27 protein-coding genes are annotated in these 25,274 nt (G+C 66.8%); 10 read left to right on the top strand and 17 right to left on the bottom strand.

The features are described 5' to 3' along the window. Nucleotides 1-2: 2 nt before the first annotated feature. Nucleotides 3-707, bottom strand: coding sequence for an HAD family hydrolase (locus ACTDI4_RS07065; RefSeq protein ID WP_442840472.1), 705 nt, complete (start codon nucleotides 705-707; stop codon nucleotides 3-5). A 134-nt stretch (nucleotides 708-841) separates the two neighbouring features. Between ACTDI4_RS07065 and ACTDI4_RS07060 the strand changes: the two genes are divergently transcribed. The 3 genes from ACTDI4_RS07060 (at nucleotide 842) to ACTDI4_RS07050 (ending at nucleotide 4,719) form a co-directional block, all read left to right on the top strand. Next, nucleotides 842-2,263, top strand: coding sequence for a glutamine synthetase family protein (locus tag ACTDI4_RS07060; RefSeq protein ID WP_442840471.1), 1,422 nt, complete (start codon nucleotides 842-844; stop codon nucleotides 2,261-2,263). A gap of 143 nt (nucleotides 2,264-2,406) precedes the next feature. Next, nucleotides 2,407-3,693, top strand: a complete 1,287-nt coding sequence (locus ACTDI4_RS07055; protein WP_442840470.1) for an NAD(P)/FAD-dependent oxidoreductase — start codon at nucleotides 2,407-2,409, stop codon at nucleotides 3,691-3,693. 222 nt (nucleotides 3,694-3,915) lie between these two features. Next, complete coding sequence (locus ACTDI4_RS07050) at nucleotides 3,916-4,719, top strand: SH3 domain-containing protein (protein ID WP_442840469.1); 804 nt, start codon at nucleotides 3,916-3,918, stop codon at nucleotides 4,717-4,719. 67 nt (nucleotides 4,720-4,786) lie between these two features. On the opposite strand, the gene ACTDI4_RS07045 is transcribed toward ACTDI4_RS07050, so the two are convergent. The 4 genes from ACTDI4_RS07045 to ACTDI4_RS07030 are packed head-to-tail and all read right to left on the bottom strand — an operon-like array spanning nucleotide 4,787 to nucleotide 7,704. Next, nucleotides 4,787-5,536, bottom strand: a complete 750-nt coding sequence (locus ACTDI4_RS07045) for an SDR family oxidoreductase (RefSeq protein WP_442840468.1) — start codon at nucleotides 5,534-5,536, stop codon at nucleotides 4,787-4,789. After that, complete coding sequence (locus ACTDI4_RS07040; RefSeq protein ID WP_442840467.1) at nucleotides 5,524-5,859, bottom strand: HepT-like ribonuclease domain-containing protein; 336 nt, start codon at nucleotides 5,857-5,859, stop codon at nucleotides 5,524-5,526. Before ACTDI4_RS07040 ends, ACTDI4_RS07045 begins: the two co-directional genes overlap by 13 nt. A gap of 16 nt (nucleotides 5,860-5,875) precedes the next feature. Further along, nucleotides 5,876-6,172 (bottom strand): nucleotidyltransferase family protein, encoded by a 297-nt coding sequence (locus tag ACTDI4_RS07035; RefSeq protein WP_442843285.1) that lies wholly within the window; start codon nucleotides 6,170-6,172, stop codon nucleotides 5,876-5,878. A gap of 56 nt (nucleotides 6,173-6,228) precedes the next feature. Further along, nucleotides 6,229-7,704 (bottom strand): aldehyde dehydrogenase family protein, encoded by a 1,476-nt coding sequence (locus ACTDI4_RS07030; RefSeq protein ID WP_442840466.1) that lies wholly within the window; start codon nucleotides 7,702-7,704, stop codon nucleotides 6,229-6,231. A gap of 217 nt (nucleotides 7,705-7,921) precedes the next feature. Here ACTDI4_RS07030 and zwf point away from each other — a divergent pair, with 217 nt between their 5' ends. The 3 genes from zwf to edd all read left to right on the top strand — a co-directional run bounded on the left by zwf (nucleotide 7,922) and on the right by edd (nucleotide 12,001). Further along, complete coding sequence (gene zwf, locus ACTDI4_RS07025; protein WP_442840465.1) at nucleotides 7,922-9,394, top strand: glucose-6-phosphate dehydrogenase; 1,473 nt, start codon at nucleotides 7,922-7,924, stop codon at nucleotides 9,392-9,394. A 2-nt stretch (nucleotides 9,395-9,396) separates the two neighbouring features. Next, entirely contained in the window at nucleotides 9,397-10,110 is a 714-nt protein-coding gene (gene pgl, locus ACTDI4_RS07020; protein ID WP_442840464.1) for a 6-phosphogluconolactonase, read from the top strand. Between the two features lie 70 nt (nucleotides 10,111-10,180). Next, nucleotides 10,181-12,001, top strand: a complete 1,821-nt coding sequence (gene edd, locus ACTDI4_RS07015) for a phosphogluconate dehydratase (RefSeq protein ID WP_442840463.1) — start codon at nucleotides 10,181-10,183, stop codon at nucleotides 11,999-12,001. Nucleotides 12,002-12,176: 175 nt separating this feature from the next. On the opposite strand, the gene ACTDI4_RS07010 is transcribed toward edd, so the two are convergent. The 10 genes from ACTDI4_RS07010 to ACTDI4_RS06965 all read right to left on the bottom strand — a co-directional run bounded on the left by ACTDI4_RS07010 (nucleotide 12,177) and on the right by ACTDI4_RS06965 (nucleotide 21,287). After that, a complete protein-coding gene (locus tag ACTDI4_RS07010) occupies nucleotides 12,177-12,668 on the bottom strand; it encodes a F0F1 ATP synthase subunit B (protein WP_442840462.1) in 492 nt (163 codons plus the stop codon). Between the two features lie 10 nt (nucleotides 12,669-12,678). Next, nucleotides 12,679-13,269: a F0F1 ATP synthase subunit B gene (locus tag ACTDI4_RS07005; RefSeq protein ID WP_442840461.1), complete on the bottom strand. Its 591-nt coding sequence runs from the start codon at nucleotides 13,267-13,269 to the stop codon at nucleotides 12,679-12,681. Between the two features lie 58 nt (nucleotides 13,270-13,327). Then, nucleotides 13,328-13,552, bottom strand: coding sequence for a F0F1 ATP synthase subunit C (locus tag ACTDI4_RS07000; protein ID WP_442840460.1), 225 nt, complete (start codon nucleotides 13,550-13,552; stop codon nucleotides 13,328-13,330). A 64-nt stretch (nucleotides 13,553-13,616) separates the two neighbouring features. Then, nucleotides 13,617-14,375, bottom strand: a complete 759-nt coding sequence (locus ACTDI4_RS06995) for a F0F1 ATP synthase subunit A (protein WP_442840459.1) — start codon at nucleotides 14,373-14,375, stop codon at nucleotides 13,617-13,619. Between the two features lie 66 nt (nucleotides 14,376-14,441). Next, a complete protein-coding gene (locus ACTDI4_RS06990) occupies nucleotides 14,442-14,843 on the bottom strand; it encodes an AtpZ/AtpI family protein (RefSeq protein WP_442840458.1) in 402 nt (133 codons plus the stop codon). Between the two features lie 244 nt (nucleotides 14,844-15,087). Further along, on the bottom strand, nucleotides 15,088-16,275 hold the full coding sequence (locus ACTDI4_RS06985) for a cell wall hydrolase (RefSeq protein ID WP_442840457.1): 1,188 nt from the start codon (nucleotides 16,273-16,275) through the stop codon (nucleotides 15,088-15,090). 176 nt (nucleotides 16,276-16,451) lie between these two features. Continuing rightward, a complete protein-coding gene (der, locus tag ACTDI4_RS06980) occupies nucleotides 16,452-17,888 on the bottom strand; it encodes a ribosome biogenesis GTPase Der (protein WP_442840456.1) in 1,437 nt (478 codons plus the stop codon). A 6-nt stretch (nucleotides 17,889-17,894) separates the two neighbouring features. After that, complete coding sequence (locus tag ACTDI4_RS06975; RefSeq protein WP_442840455.1) at nucleotides 17,895-18,575, bottom strand: tetratricopeptide repeat protein; 681 nt, start codon at nucleotides 18,573-18,575, stop codon at nucleotides 17,895-17,897. Nucleotides 18,576-18,708: 133 nt separating this feature from the next. After that, entirely contained in the window at nucleotides 18,709-19,962 is a 1,254-nt protein-coding gene (gene sbmA, locus ACTDI4_RS06970; RefSeq protein WP_442840454.1) for a peptide antibiotic transporter SbmA, read from the bottom strand. Nucleotides 19,963-20,117: 155 nt separating this feature from the next. Then, nucleotides 20,118-21,287 (bottom strand): YbfB/YjiJ family MFS transporter, encoded by a 1,170-nt coding sequence (locus tag ACTDI4_RS06965; RefSeq protein ID WP_442840453.1) that lies wholly within the window; start codon nucleotides 21,285-21,287, stop codon nucleotides 20,118-20,120. Between ACTDI4_RS06965 and ACTDI4_RS06960 the strand changes: the two genes are divergently transcribed. The 3 genes from ACTDI4_RS06960 to ACTDI4_RS06950 are packed head-to-tail and all read left to right on the top strand — an operon-like array spanning nucleotide 21,214 to nucleotide 23,115. Then, nucleotides 21,214-21,468, top strand: coding sequence for a hypothetical protein (locus ACTDI4_RS06960; RefSeq protein WP_442843440.1), 255 nt, complete (start codon nucleotides 21,214-21,216; stop codon nucleotides 21,466-21,468). The two genes, ACTDI4_RS06965 and ACTDI4_RS06960, sit on opposite strands and share 74 nt — an antisense overlap. Then, nucleotides 21,465-22,721: an aminopeptidase gene (locus tag ACTDI4_RS06955; protein WP_442840452.1), complete on the top strand. Its 1,257-nt coding sequence runs from the start codon at nucleotides 21,465-21,467 to the stop codon at nucleotides 22,719-22,721. Before ACTDI4_RS06960 ends, ACTDI4_RS06955 begins: the two co-directional genes overlap by 4 nt. Nucleotides 22,722-22,758: 37 nt before the next feature. Then, on the top strand, nucleotides 22,759-23,115 hold the full coding sequence (locus tag ACTDI4_RS06950) for a DUF488 domain-containing protein (protein WP_442840451.1): 357 nt from the start codon (nucleotides 22,759-22,761) through the stop codon (nucleotides 23,113-23,115). Nucleotides 23,116-23,176: 61 nt separating this feature from the next. Here ACTDI4_RS06950 and ACTDI4_RS06945 read toward each other — a convergent pair whose 3' ends face one another. Continuing rightward, nucleotides 23,177-23,530 carry an ArsC family reductase gene (locus ACTDI4_RS06945; protein WP_442840450.1) on the bottom strand — a complete coding sequence of 118 codons (354 nt, stop codon included), beginning with the start codon at nucleotides 23,528-23,530 and terminating at the stop codon, nucleotides 23,177-23,179. Nucleotides 23,531-23,586: 56 nt separating this feature from the next. Then, nucleotides 23,587-24,219, bottom strand: coding sequence for a DNA-3-methyladenine glycosylase I (locus ACTDI4_RS06940; protein ID WP_442840449.1), 633 nt, complete (start codon nucleotides 24,217-24,219; stop codon nucleotides 23,587-23,589). A 217-nt stretch (nucleotides 24,220-24,436) separates the two neighbouring features. Here ACTDI4_RS06940 and ACTDI4_RS06935 point away from each other — a divergent pair, with 217 nt between their 5' ends. Beyond that, entirely contained in the window at nucleotides 24,437-25,192 is a 756-nt protein-coding gene (locus ACTDI4_RS06935) for a L,D-transpeptidase (protein ID WP_442840448.1), read from the top strand. Nucleotides 25,193-25,274: the final 82 nt, after the last annotated feature.

Raw genomic sequence — 25,274 nt, 5'->3', positions numbered from 1 at the left:
CCTCAGCCGATCGTGTCGAGCAGCGCCGGCAGTTCCCCCAGATTCGCGATGCAGCGGAAGCGCGGCGCGGCCACCGGTGCCTCGACATGTTCCAGCACCCAGGTGAGTTCGTGCGGCACATGCACGCCCCAGCTTCCAGCCTCGATGGCCGGCACGACGTCGGATTTCAGCGAATTGCCGATCATCATGCTTCTGCGCGGGCCGTCGCCGTGCCGGGCAAAGATGCGCGCATAAGCGGCGGCGGACTTGTCCGAGACGATCTCGACCGCGTCGAACAGCCCTTCCAGCCCCGATTGCGCCAGCTTGCGCTCCTGGTCGAACAGGTCGCCCTTGGTGACCAGCACCAGCCGGTAGGCGCCCGCAAGCCGCTCCAGCGTCTCGCGCGCATGCGGCAGGATCTCGATCGGATGCGACAGCATCTCGCGCCCGGCAGCGAGGATCTCGGCAATGACCGACGCCGGCACGCGGCCGCCGCTGACCTGCGTCGCCGTCTCGATCATGGACAGGGTGAAGCCCTTGATGCCGAAGCCGTAGAGGGAAAGGTTGCGCTTCTCGGCCTCCAGCAGGAGGGCCTCGATGTCCTGTCCCTCGGCATGGTCGGACATAAGCTCGACGAAACGCCTTTCGGTGGTGCGGAAGAACTGCTCGTTCTGCCAGAGCGTGTCATCGGCGTCGAAGCCGATCGTGGTCAGGCCGGTGGCTGGCATCTTGTGGTGCCCATGCGTTTCAGGTGTCCCTACGGTAGCGCCAAAATGCAGCCTGTGCGAGGCGGGACGGCTCCCCTTCCCTTCCCGCGAGCGGCATGTCTATAGTGGAACGACCGCAATAAAAATGGTGAAGAATGCCGCCGGAAAAAAGGGAAGCCCGCCCCAAACGCGCCAGGGTGCCCGCTTTCGTCAAGAAGCTGCGCGGGGTCAGAAACTGGAAAGAGGTAAGCGCCTGGCTCGAATGGCGCGGCATCGAAGACATAGAGTGCATCACCCCCGACCAGGCGGGTGTCGCCCGCGGCAAGATGATGCCATCCAGCAAATTCACCTCCAACACCTCGCTGGCGCTGCCTTCGGCGGTGTTCATGGCCACCATTTCCGGCCGCTACCCGGAGGACGGCAACGGCTTCGTCTACCCCGAGGACGACGGGGACCTCAAGCTGGTCCCGGATCTGTCGACGCTGACCATGGTGCCGTGGGAGGACGACCCGACCGCCGCCGTGATCTGCGACCTTGTGCACCAGGACGGCCGCTCGGTGGAATTCACGCCGCGCAATGTGCTCAAGCGCGTTCTGGCCGCCTATGACAAGCGCGGGCTGAAGGCCGTGGTGGCGCCGGAGATCGAGTTCTACCTCGTCAACAAGAACCCCGACCCGGACTATCCGCTGACGCCGCCCGTCGGCCGTTCCGGCCGGGCCATCGGCGGCGGCGCCGGCTATTCCATCGCCGGCGTCAACGAGTTCGACGAGCTGATCGACGACATCTACCATTTCTCCGAAAGCCAGGGGCTGGAGATCGACACGCTGATCCATGAAGAGGGCGCGGGGCAGCTCGAGATCAACCTGCGCCACGGCGATCCGGTCGAGCTGGCGGACCAGGTGTTCATGTTCAAGCGCACGATCCGCGAGGCGGCGCTGAAGCACGACACCTACGCCACCTTCATGGCCAAGCCCATCCAGGGCCAGCCTGGCTCGGCCATGCATATCCACCAGTCCATCATCGACAAGAAGACGGGCAGGAACATCTTTTCCGCCGAGGACGGTTCGGAGACGGAGGCCTTCTTCCACTTCATCGGCGGCATGCAGAAGCACATGCCGAGCGCGCTGGTGATGTTTGCGCCCTACGTCAACTCCTATCGGCGGCTGACACAGGCGGCCTCCGCCCCGGTCAACAACAAATGGGGCTACGACAACCGCACCACCGCCTTCCGCGTGCCGCGTTCGGACCCGGCGGCGCGGCGCGTGGAAAACCGCATCCCCTCCTCCGACGCCAACCCCTATCTGGCGCTCGCCGCCTCGCTCGCCTGCGGGCTGATCGGCCTGGTCGAAAAGCTGTCGGCCGAGCCGCCCGTGGTGACCACCGCCAACGAGGACGAGATCGACCTGCCCCGCGGCCTGCTGGAGGCGGTGGAGCTGTTCGAGAACGACCAGGCGCTGCGCAAGGTGCTGGGCGAGCCCTTCGTGACCACCTACGCCGCGATCAAGAAGGCGGAATTCGAGACCTTCATGGAAGTCATCAGCCCGTGGGAGCGGGAGTATCTGCTGCTGAATGTGTGAATGGTGAATGGTGAATGGTGAATGGTGAATGGTGAATGGTTGAGATGAATCTGGTTTTCGCGTTTGGCAAGCGTCGTGGATCCCGCAAAGCACCGCCCCTGTGCTTGGCCATTCGCCATTCACCATTCACCATTCGCTGACCGATGCCCTACCAGTCCCCCATCTCCCCCGGCCGCTCGTGGTATGAGGACACCGCCGGCGAGCGGCCGGCCTATCCCGCCCTCGACGGCGACCGGAGCTGCGACGTCGCCATCATCGGCGGCGGCTTCACCGGCCTGTCCGCGGCCGCGCATCTGGCCAAGGCCGGCGCCGACGTGGTGCTGATCGAGGCGCACCGCTTCGGCGATGGCGCATCCGGGCGCAATGGCGGCCAGCTCGGCACCGGCCAGCGCGCCTGGGCGGAGGAGATGGAGGCCGAATACGGGCTTTCCCGCGCCAGGGCGCTGTTCGAGCTTGCCGAGGAGGCGAAGGCCCACCTGCTGGAATTTTCGGCGGCGAACGGCATCGAGATCGACTACCGGCCCGGCCAGATGTCGGTGGCGCACAAGCAACGCTATGTCGACGACTACCGCCGGCATGCCGACATCATGGCCGAGCGCTTCGGCTATCCGCATCTGTCGTTCATGGACGCGGCAGAGACGGCGCAGCGACTGGGGTCGACCGCCTATTTCGGCGGCACGCGCGATACCGGGACCGGCCATATCCATCCGCTGAAGCTGGTGATCGGCACGGCGCGCGTGGCGGCCGCAGCCGGCGCGCACCTGTTCGAGCAAACGCCGGCCACCGGCATCGCCTCCGGCGGCGGCAAGGTGCGGGTGACGACGCCGAAGGGCACGATCACGGCGCAGAAATGCCTGGTCGCGGTCAACGCCTATGGCGGCGCGCTGGAGCCGGTGAGCGCCGCGCATGTCATGCCGATCGGCTCCTTCATCGGCGCCACCGTGCCGCTGGGCGCCGGCAGCCCGGTGATTCCCGGCGGCGAGGCGGTCGACGATTCGCGCTTCGTGGTGCGCTATTTCCGCAAGTCGCCGGACGGGCGGCTGCTGTTCGGCGGGCGTGAGATCTACGCCGTCAGCGACCCCAAGGACATCCATGTCGGCATCCGCAGGCAGATCGCCGAGATCTATCCGGCACTGAAGGACGTGGAGATCACCCATGGCTGGGGCGGCTATGTCGGCATCACCATGCCGCGCAAGCCGTTCGTGCGCGAGGTCATGCCCAACGTCATCTCGGCCGGCGGCTATTCGGGCCACGGCGTCATGCTGGCCAATTTCGTCGGCCGGCTCTACGCCGAGACGGTGGCCGGCAACCGCGACCGGTTGAAGCTGCTGGAAGACCTGAAGATCGCGCCCTTCCCCGGCGGCCGGAGCCTGCGCGCGCCGCTGCTCTTCCTCGCGCTCAACTGGTTCGCGCTGCGCGACAGGATTTAGCCAAGAAGTTTCCTTGCGGCGCTTGTCGATTTTTTCGTGATGGCGCATAGATGCCACAATCGCCTGTAAACAGTTTGTTAGTGGGTGAACAAGGCAGCCCGATCTGCCGATCCGCCCGCCCGTGATTCGCATTCGACAGTTTCGCATTCGATACCGGGACCGACGCCGGCCTTGCGGCCGAACATTCAGCAAGAACGTCGGCCCTGTTTGGAGGTGGCAGGAGTGAAGGGGTTTTCCGGTTTCGGCGCGCCGAAACAGCGCCGGTCCATGCAGTTCGGCTATGATTCCCGCCCGTCGTTCTGGCATGGGGTCAAGTGCAACGCCCATCTGGTCATTGCCGGCGTCGGCACCGCTGCGTTGCTTTCCGTCGCCGGTGTGGCGTTGTGGCTGGCCATGCCCGCGAGCGAGCGCCAGGCTTTCGCCGAACCGAGGCACACGGCCGTGACGGCGGAAGCCGACGCGAAGGCCGCGCCGGAAAAGGCCGTACCGGGCGTCGACGCGGCGGCGGTCCAGGTCGCCGCGCAGGACACCGAACCTGCGGTGCTTTCCACAGGCGATCCGCGATGGAGCGCGCCCAAGTCGCAGAACAAGGGCGCGGGAACTGCCACGCAGCAGGCGCAATCCGGCTCGCAGCAGCCGCAGATGGCTTTCGCCCAGCCGCAGTCGCCGGCGGCCGTTGCCGCGGCGGCCAAGGCCATCGTGGCGGATGACCCGAAGGGCGATGGCGAGGTTCCGGACGCGCCGACGACGAACGCCATCCCCACCGCCAAGCCGGAGCAGGCGGCGGCCCGACCGGACGACGCCGGCGAGGACGCGGCCGCAACTGCGGCCCAAGCCGGCGGAACGCCGGGCCATATCCGCAGCGCCGTGACCATGCGCGCCGCACCGAAAAAGGGGGCCGCGGCCCTCGGCACCTTGCAGGCCAAGACCGCCGTCAAGGTGATCTCCTGCACAAAGTGGTGCCAGATCGTGGTCAAGGGCAAGACCGGCTGGGTGTACAATACCTATCTGGACCGCGACGGCTGATTCTCAGCCTGCCGCGACCTTAACGGCACCGCCGCCGGCAGGCGGAATCCGCTGAGCCCGAGCCCGCTCAGATGCAGCGGCCGCCATCGACCTCCAGCGCCACGCCGGTGATGAAGGCGGCTTCGTCGGAGGCCAGCCACAGCGCCGCGTTGGCGATGTCGAGCGGCGTCGACAGGCGCCCGAGCGGCACCGAAGCGCGGAATTTCTCGCGGATTTCGGGGGTGTCGGCGCCCATGAACCGCTCCAGCATGCCGGTCTCGCCGGCCACCGGGCACAGGCAGTTGACGCGGATGTTCTTCGGCGCAAGCTCCACCGCCATCGACTTGGTGGCGGTGATCGCCCAGCCCTTCGAAGCGTTGTACCAGGTCAGGCCCGGCCGCGGCCTGATGCCGGCCGTGGAGGCGGTGGTGATGATGACGCCGCCGCCCTGTTTGTCCATCACCGGCACCACGGCCCGCGCCGCGTGATAGATCGCCTTCATGTTGACGGCGGTGATGAGATCGAACGTTTCCTCGTCCACCTTCAACATGTCGCCGTTGCGGTGAGTGTAACCGGCATTGTTGACCATGATGTCGATGCGGCCGAAGGCATCCAGCGCCGCACCGACCATTTCGTCGAACTCGGCCGCCTGCGATACGTCCGTCTGCGTCCAGATCGCCGCCTTGCCGATCTCGCCCGCGACACGCTCGGCACCCTTGGCGTTCATGTCGGCGACGACGACTTTCGCGCCCTCCTGCGCGAAGCGCCGCACCATGCCGGCGCCGAATCCCGACGCCGCGCCGGTGACGACGGCCACCTTGTCTTTCAGTCGATCCATGAATCCCCTCCCGACCGCTCGCTTTCCGAACGAACGGCATTTTCCAGCGGTTGCAGATGGTCGCGCACCGTATCCCACAGGATGCTTGCCAGCACATCCTCATAGTCATGCCGATAGATGTTTCCCGCACCGGCGATCCGCTTCCACGGAACATCCGGGTGGCGCAATTTCAAGTCTTCGGGCAGGCGACGCACGGCCTCCGAAACAATCTCCAGACAGCGCGTCACCGCATAGAGCGTGCGCTCATCCCCGGCGAAGGCTTCATAGGCCATGCCCTCGATGAACCGGCGCGCAAGTGCAATGTTGTGGGCGATGGCGCTCAAGACGCGCGCCGGATCTTCAGAAGGCATAGACGATGTCGTTCAACGCGGCCGGCCTCACGTAAGGCTTCAGGCCGGCCCGGTTGACGACATCGACGCGCGTCTCGAAAAGCCCGGCGATATAGTCCTTCAGGCCGACATAGTCGAAAACGCTCAGATGAGCCCCGGGATCGAGGTCGATCAGTATATCGATGTCGCTGTCAGGCCGCGCCTCGCCACGCGCGACCGACCCGAACAGCGCGAGATGAGCCACGCCTTGCCGCTGCAGCTCGTCCTTGTGCCGCCTCAAGGTCGCTATGACGTCCTGCCGATCCATGGCATTCAAGATAACGCCTGTCTCACCATTGTTCAATTTGGCGCCTTTTGCGCCGTTCACCCATGATTGAACACGACCGTCTTGGTCGCCGACATGTCGTAGAGCGCCTCGAATCCCTTCTCGCGGCCGTGGCCGGAGCGTTTGAAGCCGCCGAAGGGCAGTTCGATGCCGCCGCCCGCGCCATAGCCGTTGACGAAGACCTGGCCGGCGCGGACGCGCTTGGCCACGCGGTGCTGGCGGCCGCCATCGGCCGTCCAGACACCGGCGACCAGACCGTATTCCGTGCCGTTGGCCAGCCGGACCGCCTCCTCCTCGCCATCGAAGGCAAACAGCGCCAGCACCGGGCCGAACACTTCCTCCCGCGCGATGGCGGAGGCGGGATCGACGGCGCCGAACAGCGTCGGCACGTGATACCAGCCGCCCTGCGGCGCATCCTTGTGGATGGCGCCGCGCGCCAGCACCTTCGCCCCGGCTTCCTCGGCCTCGGCCACCATGGCGGCAACGCGCGCCCGCTGCTTCGGGTTGATGAGCGCGCCGAGGTCGAGGTCGGCGTCGTGCGGGCCGGCGACGAGCTTTGAGAAGCGCTCGGCAAGCGCGGCCGACACCTTATCGTAGACGGGACGTTCGATCAGCACGCGGCTGCCGGCCGAGCAGGTCTGGCCGCCATTCTGGATGATGGCGTTGACCAGCACCGGCAGCGCCTTGTCGAGATCGGCGTCGGCGAAGACGATCTGCGGCGACTTGCCACCCAGTTCCATGGTGACGCCGCGGTTGTTGACGGCCGCCGCCTGCTGGATCGCCGTGCCGGTGGCGGGCGAGCCGGTGAAGGTGACGTAGTCGACGTCCGGATGGGCGGAAAGGGCGGCGCCCGCATCGCGGCCGTAACCGGTGACGACGTTGAACACGCCCGCCGGAAAGCCGGCCTCCAGCGCCAGTTCCGCCACGCGGATCGCGGTCAGCGAGGCGTCTTCCGCCGGCTTGACCACCAGCGTGTTGCCCATGGCAAGCGCAGCACCGGCCACGCGGCCGAGGATCTGCAGCGGATAGTTCCATGGAATGACACCGGCAACGACGCCATGCGGCTCGCGCAGGGTCAGCGCGGTGTAGCCGTCGAGGAACGGAATGGTGTCGCCATGGATCTTGTCGCAGGCGCCGCCGTAGAACTCGTAGTAGCGCGCCGCGCCGGCGACATCCGCCCTGCCCTGCCTGGCCGGCTTGCCGGTGTCGCGCGATTCCAGCGCGGCCAGTTCGTCGGCGTTCTTTTCGATCAGTCGCGACAGGCGGGCAAGCAGGCGTCCACGCTCCACCGCCGGCATCCGGGCCCACGGCCCCTCCTCGAAGGCGCGCCGCGCCGCCTGGACCGCCAGGTCCACATCCTGCACGCCGGAGGCTGGAATCGACGCGAAAACCTTGCCGTCCGAAGGACAGGCGACATCTATGCGTTGGCCGGAAATCGCAGCGACCGCCTTGCCGTCGATGACCTGCATGAAGGCGCGGCCCTCGGCGACCGTCGTCAAAAGATGCTGACCCATGATCGAATACTCCTTTGGCCGGCGCAGCGGCCGTGCCTGTCGCAGCATTGGCAAATTCTTCTGCGACTATGGCGCGGCAACGCGGCAATGGGGTTGGACCAGTAACAGGACGACAACTGTGTCACCATGGCACTGGATTGATTAAATCGATTAGATTATATGTCCGGCGCCGCCATGCATGATACCGGCCGCGAGACCGGAAACGAACGGACAGACCATGACCAGCCAGATCATCCCCGTCGATCCCTTCGACTTCATCATCTTCGGCGGCACCGGCGACCTGTCGGAGCGCAAGCTTTTGCCGGCGCTCTACTATCGCCAGCGCGACCACCAGTTCAGCGAGCCGACCCGCATCATCGGCACCTCGCGCGCCAAGCTGTCCGACCAGGAATTCCAGGAATTCGCGCGCAAGGCGATCCGCGACCATGTCAAGGCGTCCGACATCGACGCCGGGGAGTTGGACAGGTTCGTGGCCCGGTTCTCCTACGTGGCGGCCGACGCCACCACGGGCGCCGGTTTCGACCGGCTGAAGGAAGCGATTGGCGAGACCGACCGCATCCGCGCCTTCTATCTGGCCGTTTCGCCCGGCCTGTTCGGCGACATTTCCGACAAGCTCAAGCAGCACAAGCTGATCACGCCGAACTCGCGCATCGTCGTGGAAAAGCCGATCGGCCGCGACCTCGCCTCGGCGCGGGCGCTGAACGATCTCGTCGGCGACGACTTCAAGGAAAGCCAGATCTTCCGCATCGACCACTATCTGGGCAAGGAGACGGTGCAGAACCTGATGGCGCTGCGCTTCGCCAACGCGCTCTACGAGCCTTTGTGGAACTCGGCCCATATCGACCATGTGCAGATCACCGTGGCCGAGACGGTGGGGCTGGAAGACCGCGTCACCTATTACGACAAGGCCGGCGCGCTGCGCGACATGGTGCAGAATCACATGCTGCAACTGCTCTGCCTCGTGGCGATGGAGGTACCGTCTTCCATGGACGCCGACGCGGTGCGCGACGAGAAGCTCAAGGTCCTGCGGGCGCTGAAGCGCATCAACGGCAACGACGCTCCCAAGCAAACGGTGCGCGGCCAGTACCGCGCCGGCGCCTCGGCCGGCGGGCCGGTGAAGGGCTATGTCGAGGAACTCGGCCACGGCAGCGACACCGAGACCTTCGTGGCGATCAAGGCCGAGATCGCCAACTGGCGCTGGGCGGGCGTGCCCTTCTACCTGCGGACCGGCAAGCGGCTGGCCACGCGCGTGTCCGAGATCGTCATCGAGTTCAAGCCGATCCCGCATTCGATCTTCGGCGGCGACAATGCGGGGCCGATCTTCGCCAATCAGCTCGTCATCCGCCTGCAGCCGGACGAGGGCGTCAAGCAATATATCATGATCAAGGACCCCGGCCCCGGCGGCATGCGGCTGCGCCAGATCTCGCTCGACATGAGCTTCGCGCAATCCTTCGCCAGCCGTGCGCCCGACGCCTACGAGCGGCTGGTGATGGACGTGGTGCGCGGCAACCAGACGCTGTTCATGCGCCGCGACGAGGTGGAGGCCGCCTGGCAGTGGATCGACCCGATCCAGCATGCCTGGGAAAGCGCGCGGCAGGAGGTGCAGGGCTACACCGCCGGCACCTGGGGTCCCTCGGCCTCGATCGCGCTGATCGAGCGCGACGGCAGAACCTGGCACGAAAGCAACTGACCATGGCCCGACAGAACTATCGCTGGAACGAATTTTCCGACCGCGGCGCGCTGGCGGCCGCCCTTGCCGGCAGGATCGCCGCCGAACTGGCCGGCGCGACCGAACGGCGCGGGCAGGCGCTGATGGCCGTTTCCGGCGGCACGACGCCGAAGATGCTGTTCCAGACATTGTCGCGCCGGAAACTGGGCTGGGACGAGGTGGTCATAACCCTGGTGGACGAGCGCTTCGTGCCGGCCTCCTCGCCGCGCTCCAACGCCGCGCTGGTGGCCGAAAGCCTGCTGCAGGACGAAGCGGCCGCCGCCCGCTTCGTGCCGCTCTACCGGGAAAGCCTCACGCTGGAAGCGGCCGCACAGGCCGACAGCGCCGACATGAAGCTTCTGTCCTGGCCGCTGGACGTTGCCATCCTCGGCATGGGCACGGACGGCCATACGGCTTCCTTCTTCCCCGATGCCGACGCTCTCAAGGCCCTGCTGGAGCCTGCCTCCGACCGCATCGTGCTGCCGGTGCATGCGCCGAGCGCCGGCGAGCCGCGGCTCACCCTTTCGGCGGCACGCCTCGTCGAGGCCGGGTTTCTGGCCCTGCATATCGAGGGGGCCGACAAGCGCGCCTCCTTCGAGGCGGCCATGGGCCAGGCGCCGGGAACCGGCGCGAAAAAGCCGGTCCGTGCCGTGATCGAGGGCTCCCCGAAGCCCGTCGAGGTCTTCTGGGCGCCCTGACCGCCGCACGACATCCATGCCGGAGCGAAGGGAGGCGTTCCGGGAATTTCGGCTCCAAGGAGCAACCGCCATGACTGCCAGATCAGACATCGAAGCCATCACCAACCGCATTCGCGAGCGCTCCCGCGCCGGCCGCGAGGCCTATCTCGGCCGGCTCGACGCAGCCGCGGCGCGCGGCGTCAACCGGGCCGTGCTGTCCTGCGGCAATCTCGCCCACGGCTTTGCCGTGTGCAGCCCTTCGGAAAAGGCCGCGCTGGGTGGCGACCGGGTGCCGAACCTCGGCATCATCACCTCCTATAACGACATGCTGTCGGCGCATCAGCCCTTCGAGACTTTCCCCGCCCTGATCAAGCAGGCCGCGAAGGAAGCCGGCGGCATCGCCCAGGTGGCGGGCGGCGTGCCGGCCATGTGCGACGGCGTGACCCAGGGCCAGCCGGGCATGGAACTTTCCTTGTTCTCGCGCGACGTGATCGCCATGGCGACGGCGATCGGCCTGTCGCACAACATGTTCGACGCCGCCGTCTATCTCGGCGTCTGCGACAAGATCGTGCCGGGACTCTTCATCGCCGCGCTCACCTTCGGCCACCTGCCGGCGGTGTTCGTTCCGGCCGGGCCGATGACGACGGGACTTCCCAACGACGAGAAGGCGAAGGTGCGCCAGCTCTATGCCGAGGGCAAATGCGGCCGCGCCGAGCTTCTGGAAGCGGAGTCGAAATCCTATCACGGGCCCGGCACCTGCACCTTCTACGGCACCGCCAATTCCAACCAGATGCTGATGGAGATCATGGGCCTGCACCTGCCCGGCGCCTCCTTCGTCAATCCGGGCACGAAGCTGCGCGACGCGCTGACGAAGGAAGCCGCGAAGCGGGCGCTGGCCATAACCGCGCTCGGCAACGCCTACACGCCGGTCGGGCGCATGATCGACGAGCGCGCCATCGTCAACGGCGTGATCGGCCTGCACGCCACCGGCGGCTCCACCAACCACACCATCCACCTGATCGCCATGGCGGCCGCCGCCGGCATCCGCCTGACCTGGCAGGACATTTCGGAGCTTTCCGACGCCGTGCCGCTGCTGGCGCGGGTCTACCCGAACGGGCTGGCCGACGTGAACCATTTCGCCGCCGCCGGCGGCATGGGCTTCCTCATCCGCGAGTTGCTCGACGCCGGGCTGCTGCACGAGGACGTGCGCACGGTCTGGGGCGAGGGCCTGCGGCCTTATGCGGTGGAAGCCAGGCTCGGGGCCGACGGCTCCGTGCTGCGCGAGCCGGCACCTGCCGAAAGCGGCGACGAGAAGGTCCTCGCCCCATTCGCCAAAGCGTTCCAGCCGAGCGGTGGGCTGAAGGTTCTGGCCGGCAATCTCGGCCATGCCGTCATCAAGACCTCGGCGGTGAAACCCGAGCGCCGCGTCGTCGAGGCGCCGGCAAAGGTGTTCCACGGCCAGCAGGAGCTGAACGACGCCTTCAAGGCGGGCGAACTTACGGGCGATTTCATCGCCGTGGTGCGCTTCCAGGGGCCGAAGGCCAACGGCATGCCCGAACTGCACAGGCTGACCACTGTGCTCGGCATTCTGCAGGACCGGGGCCAGCGGGTGGCGCTGGTGACGGACGGACGCATGTCGGGCGCCTCGGGCAAGGTGCCCGCGGCCATCCATGTGACACCGGAGGCGCTGGAGGACGGACCGATCGGCCGCGTGCGCGACGGCGACGTCATCCGGCTCGACGCCGAAGCGGGCACGCTGGAGGTGCTGGTGCCGGCCGGCGAACTGGCGCTGCGCCCGACCGCGACGGCCGACCTTGCGGTCAACGAGTTCGGCATGGGCCGCGAGCTTTTCGCCGGCCTGCGCCGCATGGCCGGCCGTGCCGACACCGGTGCCAGCGCGTTCGGCATGTAAGTACAGGCCCATGAGGCGACGCTCCGCCGCCGCCCAGCGGACCATCTCCACCCGGGTCTGGCGGGCGATCCCGCCCGACCCGCCCGGAACGGCGCAGGCATTCGCGCCAAGGAAAAGGGCCGCCGGTTTTGCCGGCGGCCCTTGAAGGTCTTGAAGCGATGCGCGATCGGGCGGCTCAGTTGAGCTTGGCCTTCACTTCCTGCAGAGAAGCCTTGAACAGCTCCGCGCCGCCCTTGGCGTCCACCTTGACGGCCAGCACCTGGCGGGCAGCCTCGACGGCGAGATCCACGGCGCTGGAGCGAACCTCGGCGATCGCCTCGCGCTCGGCCTGGCCGATCTTCTGCTCGGCAAGCGCGGTGCGGCGCACGACATAGTCCTCGGTGCGCTTGTGCGCCTCCTCGGCCAGCGCGGCGGCTTCACGCTTGGCCGCCTCGACGATTTCGGCGGCCTCCTGCTCGGCTTCCTTGCGCTTCTTCTGGTAGTCGGCCAGCAGAGCCTGCGCGTCTTCGCGCAGGCGGCGGGCGTCGTCCAGCTCGCCACGGATGCGGTCGGCGCGCCCGTCGAGCGACTTCGACACCATCGCCGGCACCTTGATGTAGAGCATGATGCCGACGAAGATCAGCAGCGCGACTGTCGCCCAGACTGTTGCGAGGGAGGTTGCGTCCATGGCGGTCTCCTCAGCGATTCGCCGCCACGGCAGCAGCGACCGCAGCCTTGTCGGCCTTGCCGACGAGCTGTTCGACGATGGCTGTTGCCGTGCTCTCGGCGATGGCGCCGACATCCTTCATCGCATCGGCCTTGATGCGCGCAATGCGCGATTCGGCTTCTGCGAGCTTCTCGTCCAGTCCGGCCTCGACCGACTTGCGTGCGGCTTCCGCCTCGGCCTTCGCCGCGTCGCGCGCCTGCTGGCCGATGGCGTTGGCATTGGCCTTGGCTTCGGCAAGCGCCTGCTCGTAGGCGGCAACCGCGGCGTCCGCCTCGCCCTTCAGCTTCGCAGCCTGGTCGAGGTCCTGAGCGATGCGGCTGGAGCGCACCTCCAGGATGTTGCCCAGACGCGGCAGAACCGCCCGTTTCAGGAACAGGTAGAACAGGCCGAAGGTGATGGCCAGCCAAAGGATCTGCGACGGGAACGTCGACGGATCGAAGGGCGGAAACAGCCCGCCTTCGTGGCCTACGTCGGCTGGCACTTGCGTGCCGGCCTGCGCGCCCTCGGCGCCGGCGCCCGTGGCAGGCGCGGCCTCTTGCCCATAGGCAGGTGTGACGAACATCACGTCGTTCCTATCGTTCAGGCCGGCCGCAAAGCGGCACGGCCCCCAGCCGGAAAGATCAGCCGAACAGCGCCAGCAGCGCGATGAGCAGCGAGAAGATGCCCATGGCTTCCGTCACGGCGAAGCCGAAAATCAGGCGGCCGAACTGGCCGTCGGCTGCCGACGGGTTGCGCAGCGCGCCCGAGAGGTAGTTGCCGAAAATCGTGCCGAGGCCAATGCCCGCGCCACCCATGCCGAGGCACGCGATGCCGGCGCCGATGTACTTTGCTGCTTCAGCTTCCATTGTTCAACTCCTTTGAAATCCGGGAAGGCTTGGATGCGATCCGGCGTAACCCGCCGGCAGGTTTCTAGTGCGACGGATGCAGGGCGTCGTTGAGATACATGCAGGTGAGGATGGCGAAGACATAGGCCTGCAGCGCAGCCACCAGCACTTCCAGCGCCGTAATCGCCACGGCCATGACCAGGGGAAGGATCGCGCCGGCAATGCCCACCGCGCCGAGGGCGCCGAGCGAGACGACGAAACCCGCGAAGACCTTGAGCGTGATGTGGCCGGCCAGCATGTTGGCGAAAAGACGGACGGAGAGGCTGACGGGCCGCGACAGGAACGAGATCACCTCGATCGACACCACCAGCGGCATGAGGATGACGGGAACGCCGCTCGGCACGAACAGCTTGAAGAAGCCCAGCCCGTGCTTGGCGATGCCGTATACGACCACGGTGCCGACGATCAGCAGCGAAAGCGCGAAGGTGACGATGATGTGGCTGGTGACCGTGAAGAAATAGGGGAACAGGCCAAGCAGGTTGGCCACCATCACGAACATGAAGATCGTGAAGACGAAGGGGAAGAACCGCATGCCCTGGTTGCCGGCCGCGTCGCGCAGCATGGAGGCGACGAATTCGTAGGTCATCTCCGAAATCGACTGCATGCGCGTCGGCACCAGCGCCCGCCCCGCCGTCGAGAACATCAGGAAGCCGGAGGCGAGCACCACCACGACGACCATGAACAGCGCGGAATTGGTGAAGGACAGGTCGTAGCCGCCGACATGGATCGGCACGATCGTGTTGATATGGAACTGGTGGATCGGATCGACCTTGTCAGCAGCCACTTTTCAATCCCCTTGAGGGCCGCCGGCCCTCTCAATCGGTCCATCGCCGCGACGCGGCGCCTCAATTCACTTATCCGGGCCGGAGCGCAGCTTGCGCGCCCGCTCCGACATGCCGATCAGCCCTGCCGAACGCAGGACATTCAGGATGCCGGCCCCGAAACCGAGCAACAGGAAGATCATCAGCCCCCAGGGCGACGTTCCCGCCAGACGGTCGACCACCCAGCCCAGTCCCACACCGACCGCGATGCCGGCAATGAACTCGCTGGACAGCTTGAACGCCTGGCCATACCCGACGGCAGACCCGGCCTTCGCTGCATCTTCCTCCTCGAGCCGGTCCGGTACCCTCGAAGCAAGCGATGCCTCGAGATCGCGCCGGCGGCGCTCAAGATCCTCGTCGCGGGCGTTTGCGCCATTCTGTCCGGCAGGTCCGGTGCTTCCGGTTCCGGCTGGCCTTCCGTCTTTGGCCATCGCAACCTCCCTGCCCGGCCCGAACGCCATCGCTCGCCGCTTCAAGTCGCGGGCAACATAGTTAGAGCCCCCCTTCGCGTCAAGCCGAGGCCCAAGCTTTACCGGAAAGTATTTTGTCGTTTTAAATCAGCATCTTAATATAGTGCGACATCGTGCCCGCCGCATGCGGCGCCATTCGGCACGGGAATCCCCCCCGCCGGAGGGAAATCCGGCGTGCCTTCGGGACGCCTCGAAACGGCCATCATCAGCTCCAGCCGCCGCCATAAGTGCGGTAGAAGATGTGCAGGCCGATGCGGGTCATCTTCTTCATGTAGCGCGCCCAGCCGGGGCTGACATAGGCGGCGTAGTAGTGGGTGGAGGAACCGACCTCGGGCAGGAAGATCTTGCCGGCGGTGACGGCCATGGCGATGTCCTGCGCGGTCTTGTAATATTTGGGCTCGGTCACGCGGTGCTTGCGGCCGTCGCAGGCGAAGGAGAACTGGCAGGCATTGAGCCAGTGGCTGTTCTGATAGACGACGCCGCAGATCGAAGCGGGATAGGCCGGATTGCGCACGCGGTTGAGCACGACCTGGGCGACCGCCGCCTGGCCGCGCAGCGATTCGGAACGCGCCTCGAAATAGATGGCCTCGGCCAGGCAGGCCTGTTCCTTCTTGGAAAAGGTACTCTCCGGCAGCGGGTTCTGCAGCCACCAGTGGTCGCCCTTGGCCATGGGCGGGATGAAGCGCCCGTCGTCGGGCTCGGCGTCCTTCAGCAGCGCCTCGAAGGGCGAGGTCCTGGCATAGTCGGGCGCAGCCGGCGCATAGGCGGTGGCCAGCACGTCGGCCTTGTCGCTGGTGACCAGCGAGGCCAGCATGGCCGGCACGCCCGGCTCGGACTTCTTGGTGCCGCGCAGATGGAAGGAGGAGGCGATCTGAACCTCCTTGCCCTTGATGTCGGGCTTGGCGAAGGCAAGCTTCAGGTCGCTGTCCATGGACGGGCGCAGCAGCGAGGAGGTGCGCTCGAAGATCGAGCCCGCGGAGAAGTTCTTCGGCGGCGCCACCGGAGCGACCTGGATGATGCGGTCCTTCTTCTCGGTGCGGGTGATGCGGTCCTCGTCCGGGATCTCGCCGGCCATGCCGCTCTTGCCCATGAAGGCGACGGCGCCGATGCCGGGCAGTTCGACCCCCGCTCCCGAGATGGAGCCGGTGACGGCGTCGCCGTCGGCAAAGGGCATCTCGGCCGCATGGACCGAGCCGGCCACCGATTTCTCGACATAGGCGTTCCAGCGCGCGGTCGGCGCTTCGAGGCCGGAGACGAGGCTGGTCATGTCCTGATAGGCGGCAACGGTCGGGAAGCCGACCCAGATGCCCAGGCCAAGAAGCAGGGGGGCGAGGCGCGAGCGCCTTTCTTGGACGGCGGCGGCCCTCGGCCGCTTCGGACGACGTCGATGCACGGAAACTCTCCAGGACGCTACTGAACCCCACTTGCGGATCACAATGGCGCGTTAACCTTGATGGAGGGTTAATTCGGGAGAGCTTTACGGGCCGGATTCGTCAACGAAATCTTAACCATAGGCATAGGCACCGGCCGGTTACCGGTGCAGCGTGCGGGGGGGCGGAAGCGGAAAGATCAGGCCTTCTTGCGGGCCCGGCCGGCAAAGGGATTTTCGGAGGTGCGCAGGGCAACGCGGATCGGCACGCCAGGCATGTCGAAGGCGTCGCGCAGGCTGTTGACCAGATAGCGCACATAGGATTGCGGCATGGCGTCGGGCCGCGAGCAGGACACGACGAAGCCCGGCGGCCGCGTCTTGGCCTGGGTGACGTAGCGCACCTTGAGGCGGCGGCCGGCCACCGCCGGCGGCGGATGGTGGGCCAGAATGCCTTCCAGCCAGCGGTTGAGCTTGCCGGTCGAGACGCGGCTGTTCCAGATCCTGTGGGTGCGCACCACCGCTTCCATGAGCTTGTCGAGACCGCGCCCGGTCTCGGCCGAGACGGGCACCGCCTGGATGCCGCGCACCTGCGGCAGAAGCCGCTCGGTCTTTTCGCGCAGTTCGGCCAGAAGCTGCTGGGGATTGTCGATCAGGTCCCATTTGTTGAAGGCGATCACCGGCGCGCGGCCCTCGCGGATGACGAGGTCGGCGATCTGCAGGTCCTGCTTCTCGAAGGGGATGGTGGCGTCGAGCATGATGATCACCACCTCGGCGAAGCGCACGGCGCGCAGGCCGTCGGCGACGGAGAGCTTTTCGAGCTTTTCCTGCACCCTGGCCTTGCGGCGCATGCCGGCGGTGTCGAACAGCTTTATCCGGCGCCCGCGCCAGTCCCAGTCGACGGAGATGGAATCGCGCGTGATGCCGGCTTCCGGGCCGGTCAGCAGCCGCTCCTCGCCGATCAGCGCGTTGATGAGCGTGGACTTGCCGGCATTGGGCCGCCCCACCACCGCGATGCGCAGCGGCTTGGTCTCGTCATAGGCCGGGGCCTCCTCGGCATCCGGGTCGGCGATGTCCTCGCCGATCAGCACCTCGTCGGCCGCGATCTCGTCATGCGCGTCCTCGTCCTCGCCGAAGGCGCGCGCTTCGCCCAGCGCGTCTATGACGGCGTCGCGCAGATCGGGCAGGCCCTGGCCGTGCTCGGCCGAGATCGGGATCGGCTCGCCGAGGCCCAGTTCCCACGCCTCCAGCATGCCGCCCTGCGCGCCGCGCGCCTCGGCCTTGTTGGCCACCAGCACCACCGGCTTGGCCGAGCGGCGCACCACTTCGGCGAATGTGCGGTCGTCGGGGATCAGCCCGGCCTTGGCGTCCATCAGGAAGAAGATCAGGTCTGCTTCCTGGATGGCGATCTCGGTCTGGGCGCGCATGCGGCCCGGCAGGCTGGAAGCGGGCGCGTCCTCGAAGCCGGCCGTGTCGATGACGTCGAAGGTCAGGTCGTAGAGCTTGGCGGGGTGGATGCGGCGGTCGCGGGTGACGCCCGGCGTATCGTCGACAAGCGCCAGCTTGCGGCCGGCAAGGCGGTTGAAAAGCGTAGACTTGCCGACGTTAGGCCGGCCGATGATAGCGACCTTGAAGCTCATGGCCCGTCACGATCCGCTGTCCGGCTTCACGTTGCCGGAGCCGCGGATCAGTTCGGCCATCAGCGTGGCCCGCTGGCGTGCATTGCGGGGCGCGCCTTCGTCGGCGGCGATCTGCTCGAACAGCTTCAGCGCGTCCTGCGCCTTGCCTTCCTTCCAGGCGGCGAGGCCGAGCGCTTCGCGCGCGGTGCTGCGCAGCGGGTTGTTGTCGTCGGTGAGCTGCTCCACACGGGCAGAGACATCGGCATAGGAGCCGTGGTCGACCAGCAGGAGCCCCGCCCGCAGCCGCGCCATGTCGCGCAGCGAGGCCGGGATGGCGTTGTCCACGGCGACGGCGTCGAAATCCTTGACCGCCCCGTCTATGTCGCCCTTGTCGGCCTTGACCGTGGCCGCGCGCATGCGCGCCAGGATCGGATAGGCGCCGTAGCCGTCCTTTTCCAGTTGCTGGAAAGCGGCCAGCGCCTCGTCGGCCTTGCCCTCATTGGCCAGAAGCAGCGCCTGCGAGAAGGCGTCGCCCGAGGCGTTGGCCCGCGTCTCGTCCCAGTAGCGGTAGCCGACATAGGCGGCCGTGCCCAGCACCACCAGCACGGCGGCAGCGACCAGCGCCGGGCCGAAGCGGTTCCACAGCGCCTTTGCCTGCTCCTTGCGAAGCTCTTCATTGACCTCGCGGATGAAACTGTCGTCGGACATGCTCTAAACCGTTGCCGCCCTCAAAAGGGCCCTTGTCGAGCCTGCCTTGTAGCGGAAATTCACCGTCATGGAAGGGGGCGGCCGGGAAATTCGGCGCGAACGGCCCCTTCCCTGCCGGGCCCGCCGGCCCGGCTCAGGCGAAATCCTCCACGCGGCCGCTTTCGTGGAACTCGCGGTCGATGGTCGACAGCGGCTCGCCCTCCAGCGTCGCCTCGAAGGCATGCAGGCGCTTGTAGATCGACAGCAGCTCCACGATCGTCGGCCACGCATTGACCAGATACTGGAAGGAGGAGGACACCTGGCTGAAGGCCGTGGAGATCTGCTGCCAGATGCCCATGGTGATGGCGCCGGCCGCGATGGTGGGGATGAGGATCAGGCTGGAGAAGATGGCGTCGGCCTGCAGGAAGCCGGAGCGGAAGACGTTGAAATAGGCATAGTGGAAGTAGAGCGTGAAATAGTTGCGCCGCACATGGGAGAACAGCTCCTTCACGGTCGGCGGCTGGGCGCGGGCGTCGTCGTCCTCGCCATAGACCAGTTCCTTGCGGTAGGCCGCTTCCACACGCTGGTTCTTGAACTCCAGGCCCGGCAGCTTGATGCCGGCCACCATGAGCAGCGCGGTGCCAAAGATCGACCAGCCGAGCGCGGCGATCACCAGCGAATAAGGGATCGACCCGACCAGCGGAAGAGCGGTCACATGGGCCGACAGATGCGCCAGCAGGGGCAGGAAGGCGATCAGCGTCATGGCCGAATCGACCAGCGCGACGCCAAGCCCTTCCATGGTGGTGGAAAAGCGCATCGTGTCTTCCTGTATGCGCTGCGAGGCGCCTTCGATGTGGCGCAGCCTTTCCCAGTTGGCGATGTAGTAGTCGTTCATCGCCGTGCGCCAGCGGAAGATGTAGTGGCTGACGAAGAAGCGCGTGATGACGAACAGCATCATGGCGCACATCCCGATCCATGCGTAGATCCAGAACATGGAATAGAGTTCGTTCGGATCGACACCGCCGTTCAGGGCCTTCTGGAACAGGTCGAAGAACGGGCCGCGCCAATTGTTGATCGCGACATACATCTGCACGCCGAGATAGGTGGAGAACAGGATCAGCGCCGAGCCGAGGATCGACCAGTTCTGCCAGGGATGGTTCGCGTAGGCGCGCCAGAACAGGTAGAAGGCGCCGACCATGACGGCGAAATAGATGTAGAACCACAGGAAAGGCGCGGTCCAGAACATCGGCACGCCCAGCACCGGCGGCGCGTTGGCCGGCGCGGGCGGCAGGCCGAAGACGCCGCCCAGTTCCTCGCCGCCGAAGAACCAGAACAGGATGCCGACAAGGGCCCAGAGAACGGCCGAGCTGAAGAACAGCTTCGGCTTGGGGAAGAAGGATACGAACACGGGGCTATCCCTTGCTGGCGCGCACGGAAACGGGTTGCACGGCGGTGGCGATTGCCCGGCATAAAGTCACAGTTTTTGCGGCAAAGAAATGGTCCGCGCACGCTGGAGTCCATTACATTGTTGTCATCTGCGGCCGCCTTGCCCGGTCCGCCGCGTCAGGCGGACCGCTTCGCCGACCAGACGATCAGTCCCGAGGCAAGCAGCACGATGGCCGCCGCAAGCGAGGGCAGGACGAAGCTGCCCGAATGTTCGGCCAGCATGCCGGCAGCGATCGGGCCCAGGATCTGTCCGGCGCCGAAGGAGGCCGTCATCAACGCCAGCACCCGGCGTGGCGAGCGCGGCGCGAGCTGACGCCCGGCCTGGAGGCCGAGAGCCGTGATCGCGACGAAGGTCAGTCCCAGCAGCGCGCCGCCCAGCAGCGGCCCGATCGCGCCGCCCACGGACACGCTGGCGGCAACGCCCGCCGCCTCGGCCACGCAGGCCGCGAGATAGGCGCCGGCAAGCCCGGCGCGCCGGGCAAAGCCCTGCCACAGCCACAGCGAGGGCAACACCGCGATGCCGGTTGCCAGCCACACCATGGCCTCGAACACGCGGCCGCCGCCGCCTTGCCGCACGATGGCGATGAGGAAGGTGGCGGTGACGACGTAGCCGATGCCGAAAAGACCGTAGCCGACGGTCACCTTGACCAGCGGCGCGCCCCAGGCCAAGGCGGGCTCGCGGCCGGTTCCGCTCCCCTGTCCGGCCGACGCGGCCGGCCCCCGATCGATCAGCATGGCGACCGGCACGAAGCCCAGCGCGGAGATGGCGGCCGACACGAACCAGCCGGCCCGCCAGTCGGAATGATAGGTGACGAGCGCGGCCATGAGCGCCGACGAGGCGGCGATGCCCAGCCCCACGCCGGTGAAATGCACCGTCTGCAGGCCCGGACGGCCGACGGCCGCCATATGGCCCATGACGATGCTGGACAGGAAGATCATGACGAAGGCGCTGGCCACGCCGGCAAGGAAGCGGATAACGAGGAAGGCCGGCATCCAGTCGGTCGCCCCCATCAGGCCGGCAAGCACGGCGCTGGCGCCAAGGCTGGCCAGCATCACCATGCGCTCGTGCCCGTGCGCCCAGCCGCCGGAAGCGGCCAGTGCGCCGGCCAGATAGCCGAGATAGTTCGCCGAGGCGATCCAGCCGGCGCCGGCCGCGGTGAGACCCAATTCGTCCATCATGCCCGGCAGGATCGGGGTGTAGACGAAACGCCCGATGCCCATGGCGACCGCCATCGCGACGATGCCGCCGACGGCGAAACGAAACGGGGATGGCGAGGCGGATTTCATTGCACCGCACAATAGAAGCCCCCTTTGCCGAGGCAATCCGGGTTTTTCCGCGATCGCACTGTTTCGATTGTGCCAGCGCCGGGATCAGGCGCCGATCCTGCCGATGACGGTGGAAAGCAGCGCCGGCGGGGTCTATGTAGAAGGAGAAAGTCAATCAGCATCGCAACAGGCAGGCCCATGACCACCCACGAACGCGACTTTTCCGCTTCCATCGACCCGGTGAAGCTCGACAGGCTGGCCGAGGTGGTGGTCAAGGTGGGGCTGCAATTGCAGCCGGGCCAGGATCTGGTGCTGACCTCGTCGATCCCGGCGCTGCCGCTGACGCGCAGGATCGTGGAGCAGGCCTACAAGGCCGGCGCCGGGCTGGTGACGCCGATCTTCTCCGACGACGAGATCACGCTCGCCCGCTTCCGCCACGGCTCGGACGCTTCCTTCGACCGCGCCGCCGGCTGGCTCTACGAGGGCATGGCCAAGGCGTTCTCGCAGAACGCGGCGCGCCTTGCCGTGCGCGGCGACAATCCCTCCCTGCTTTCGGGGCAGGACCCGGCCAAGGTGGCGCGCGCCAACAAGGCCATGTCCACCGCCTATCAGCCGGCGCTGGAAAAGATCACCAATTTCGACATCAACTGGAACATCGTCGCCTATCCCGAACTGGCCTGGGCCAGGCAGGTGTTCCCGAACGAGACCGACGACGCCGCAGTGGCCAGGCTGGCGGACGCGATCTTCGCCGCCAGCCGCGTGGACGGCGACGATCCGATCGGCGCCTGGGCCGCGCACAACGCCGCGCTGAAGGAGCGGACCATATGGCTGAACGGCCACCGGTTCCACGCGCTGCACTTCACCGGGCCGGGCACCGACCTGACGGTGGGGCTGGCCGACGGGCACGAATGGATGGGAGGCGCGGCGCCCGCCAAGAACGGTGTCGTTTGCAATCCCAACATCCCGACCGAGGAGGTGTTCACCACCCCCCATGCGCGCCGCGTGTCGGGCCACGTCTCCTCGACCAAGCCGCTGTCCTACCAGGGCACGCTGATCGACGACATTTCGGTGCGCTTCGAGGAAGGCCGCATCGTGGAGGCCAGAGCCTCGAAGGGCGAGGACGTGCTGGCCAAGGTGCTCGACACCGACGAGGGCGCGCGCCGGCTCGGCGAAGTGGCGCTGGTGCCGAACTCCTCGCCGATCTCGGCCAGCGGCATCCTGTTCTACAACACGCTGTTCGACGAGAACGCCTCGTGCCACATCGCGCTGGGCCAGTGCTATTCCAAGTGCTTCGTCGACGGTGCCAGCCTGAGCCCCGACGAAGTCGCCGCGCGCGGCGGCAACAAGAGCCTCATCCATATCGACTGGATGATCGGCTCCGGCCAGGTGGACATAGACGGCGTGCATGAGGACGGGCGCCGGGTGCCGGTGATGCGCAAGGGCGAGTGGGCCTGAACGTCTTTCCAGCCGGCCGGCGCCAGGGAGGGCGGCGATGGCCTATGACATTGCAGTGAAGCGGGTCTACGAGCCCGCGGCAAGGGCGGACGGCCAGCGCGTGCTGATCGACCGGGTCTGGCCGCGCGGCATCACCAAGGACAAGGCGGCGCTGACACTGTGGCTGAAGGACATCGCTCCCAGCACCGAACTGCGCAAATGGTTCGGCCACGAGCCGGAGCGCTGGGAGGAGTTCCGCAAGCGCTACCGCGAAGAGCTTGCGGACAAGCAGGAGCCCTTGCGCGAACTGGCCAGCCTGCTGGAGCACGGCCGCGTGACGCTGCTCTACGGCGCACATGAGGAACGCTACAACAACGCCGTCGCGCTGGCGGATTATCTCAACGAGATGAAGTAGACCGCCTCTCCCCTCGTCATCCCAGGGCGGAGCCGAGCGGAGCGAGGATGAGGAAGGTCATCTACGCCTTTTCCAGTGCCGCGGCATAGGCATCCGCCTTGAAGCCGACCAGCAGGCGGTCGCCGAGGTCGAGCACCGGCCGCTTGACCATCGTGGGGTTGGCCAGCATCAGCGCCTTCGCCTTGGCCGCATCCAGTTCCTGCTTGTCGGCATCGGAGAGCGCGCGGAACGTGGCGCTCGACTTGTTCAGGAGCACTTCCCAGCCGAGGCTTTCCACCCAGCCGTCCAGCCTTGCGGCCTCCAGTCCCTGCTCCCGGTAATTGTGGAAGGCGTAGTCCACGCCATGACCCTCCAGCCATGTGCGCGCCTTCTTGATCGTGTCGCAATTGGGAATGCCGTACATCGTAATCGTCAAGGTGCGGTCCTCATCTCGTTCATGCCCGCCGGAGGTATCCGATTCGACCCGGCGGGTCAGGCCGGCCTCTTGAAGGACCGGCGCTCGGCCTCCACCTCGGCGCGGCACACGCAGCCCTCGAGATGGTCGTTGACCAGCCCCATGGCCTGCATGAAGGCATAGACCGTGGTGGGCCCGACGAAGCTCCAGCCGCGCTTCTTCAGATCCTTCGACAGCCTGACCGAGACCGCCGTGGTCGGGTTGGCGCGCAAATGGGCAAGGTCCACCACATCCGGCCGCTGGTCCGGTCCTGGCTCGTAACTCCAGAAGAAGGCGGCCAGCGAGCCGGCCTCGTCGGCCAGTTCGCGCGCACGTTTGGCATTGTTGATGGTGGAGGCGATCTTGCCGCGATGGCGCACGATGCCGGCATTGGCAAGCAGGCGCTCCACATCGGCTTCGCCGAAGCAGGCGACGCGCTCGAAGTCGAAACCCTCGAAGGCCTCGCGGAAATTCTCGCGCTTGCGCAGGATGGTCAGCCACGACAGGCCGGACTGGAACCCTTCCAGGCAGATCTTCTCGAACAGGCGGCGATCGTCGGCCACCGGCCGGCCCCATTCATGGTCGTGATAGTGAAGGTAGTCGGGCAGGTTGGCGTGCCAGAAGCAGCGGGTGGCTCCGTCGGGGCCGGCGATTAGGCCGTCGTGGCTCATCTCGTTTCCTTCGTTAACGCCCGCAGGCCCTGCTTTACCGCGGCTTTACCAGATTCCTGAACCGCACGATAACCACACCGAAAGCTTTCCGCCAAAGACGGCATTTTACGTATCCGCGATTCACGATTCGGTTGCCGCTGCGCGCGAACCTGCACGCCGAAGCCGGAAGCGCCACCCGTTTCCGGCGCGTGACGATCAAGCGTGAGAGTGCGTTGCGATGAAACCTTTCTTCTTCCCCCTGCTCGGCGCGGCGGTGCTCGCGGCAACCGCCTCCGCCGCCGCCAACGACCGCTATGCCGAGCGCCCGCCGGTTCTGGTGAGCCCGGACCTTTCCGCCCCCTGGGTGTTGCAGCTCGGCGGCGCTCCCGATGCGCCGCGCCGCGTGAGCCGGCAGGTGCAGGCGCCCCCGTCCGTGGGCCGGGCGATGGCGGCGCCGCAGCGCCAGGCCCTGCCGGACCGCACACGCACGGCGGCGGTCGCCCGGCCGGCGGCCAAGCAGCAGGCCCGCCGGCAGATCGATCCGATCTACCTGCCGCAGGAAGTGGCCTATGACGGCCCGCAGAAACCGGGCACCATCGTCATCGATACGCGGCAGAACTTCCTCTATCTGGTGGAGGAAAACGGCAAGGCGCGGCGCTACGGCGTCGGCACCGGCAAGCCGGGCTTCGAATGGGCCGGCACCCACAAGGTTTCCTCCAAGCGCGAATGGCCCGACTGGCGCCCGCCGGCCGAGATGATCGCGCGGGAAAAGGCCAAGGGCAAATACCTGCCCGCCTATGTTGCCGGGGGCATGGACAATCCGCTCGGTGCGCGCGCCCTCTATCTCGGCTCGACGCTCTACCGCATTCACGGCACCAACCAGCCCTGGACAATCGGCGGCGCCGTGTCCTCCGGCTGCATCCGCATGCGCAACGAGGACGTGGTGGACCTCTACGAGCGCGTGGCAGTTGGCACCACGGTGGAGGTGATATAATCTGCGCCGGCGATTCCCGAGAACAACGGGGGACGGGCCGTGTTGGGACATGGCCGGTCGCGAAAGGGCAGCCAAGGGCTGC

It is taken from the genome of Mesorhizobium sp. PUT5 (assembly GCF_052216645.1).
GTDB lineage: Bacteria > Pseudomonadota > Alphaproteobacteria > Rhizobiales > Rhizobiaceae > Mesorhizobium.
Note: the sequence above shows the minus strand (reverse complement) of the source record. Positions and strands in the feature narration are given on the sequence as shown.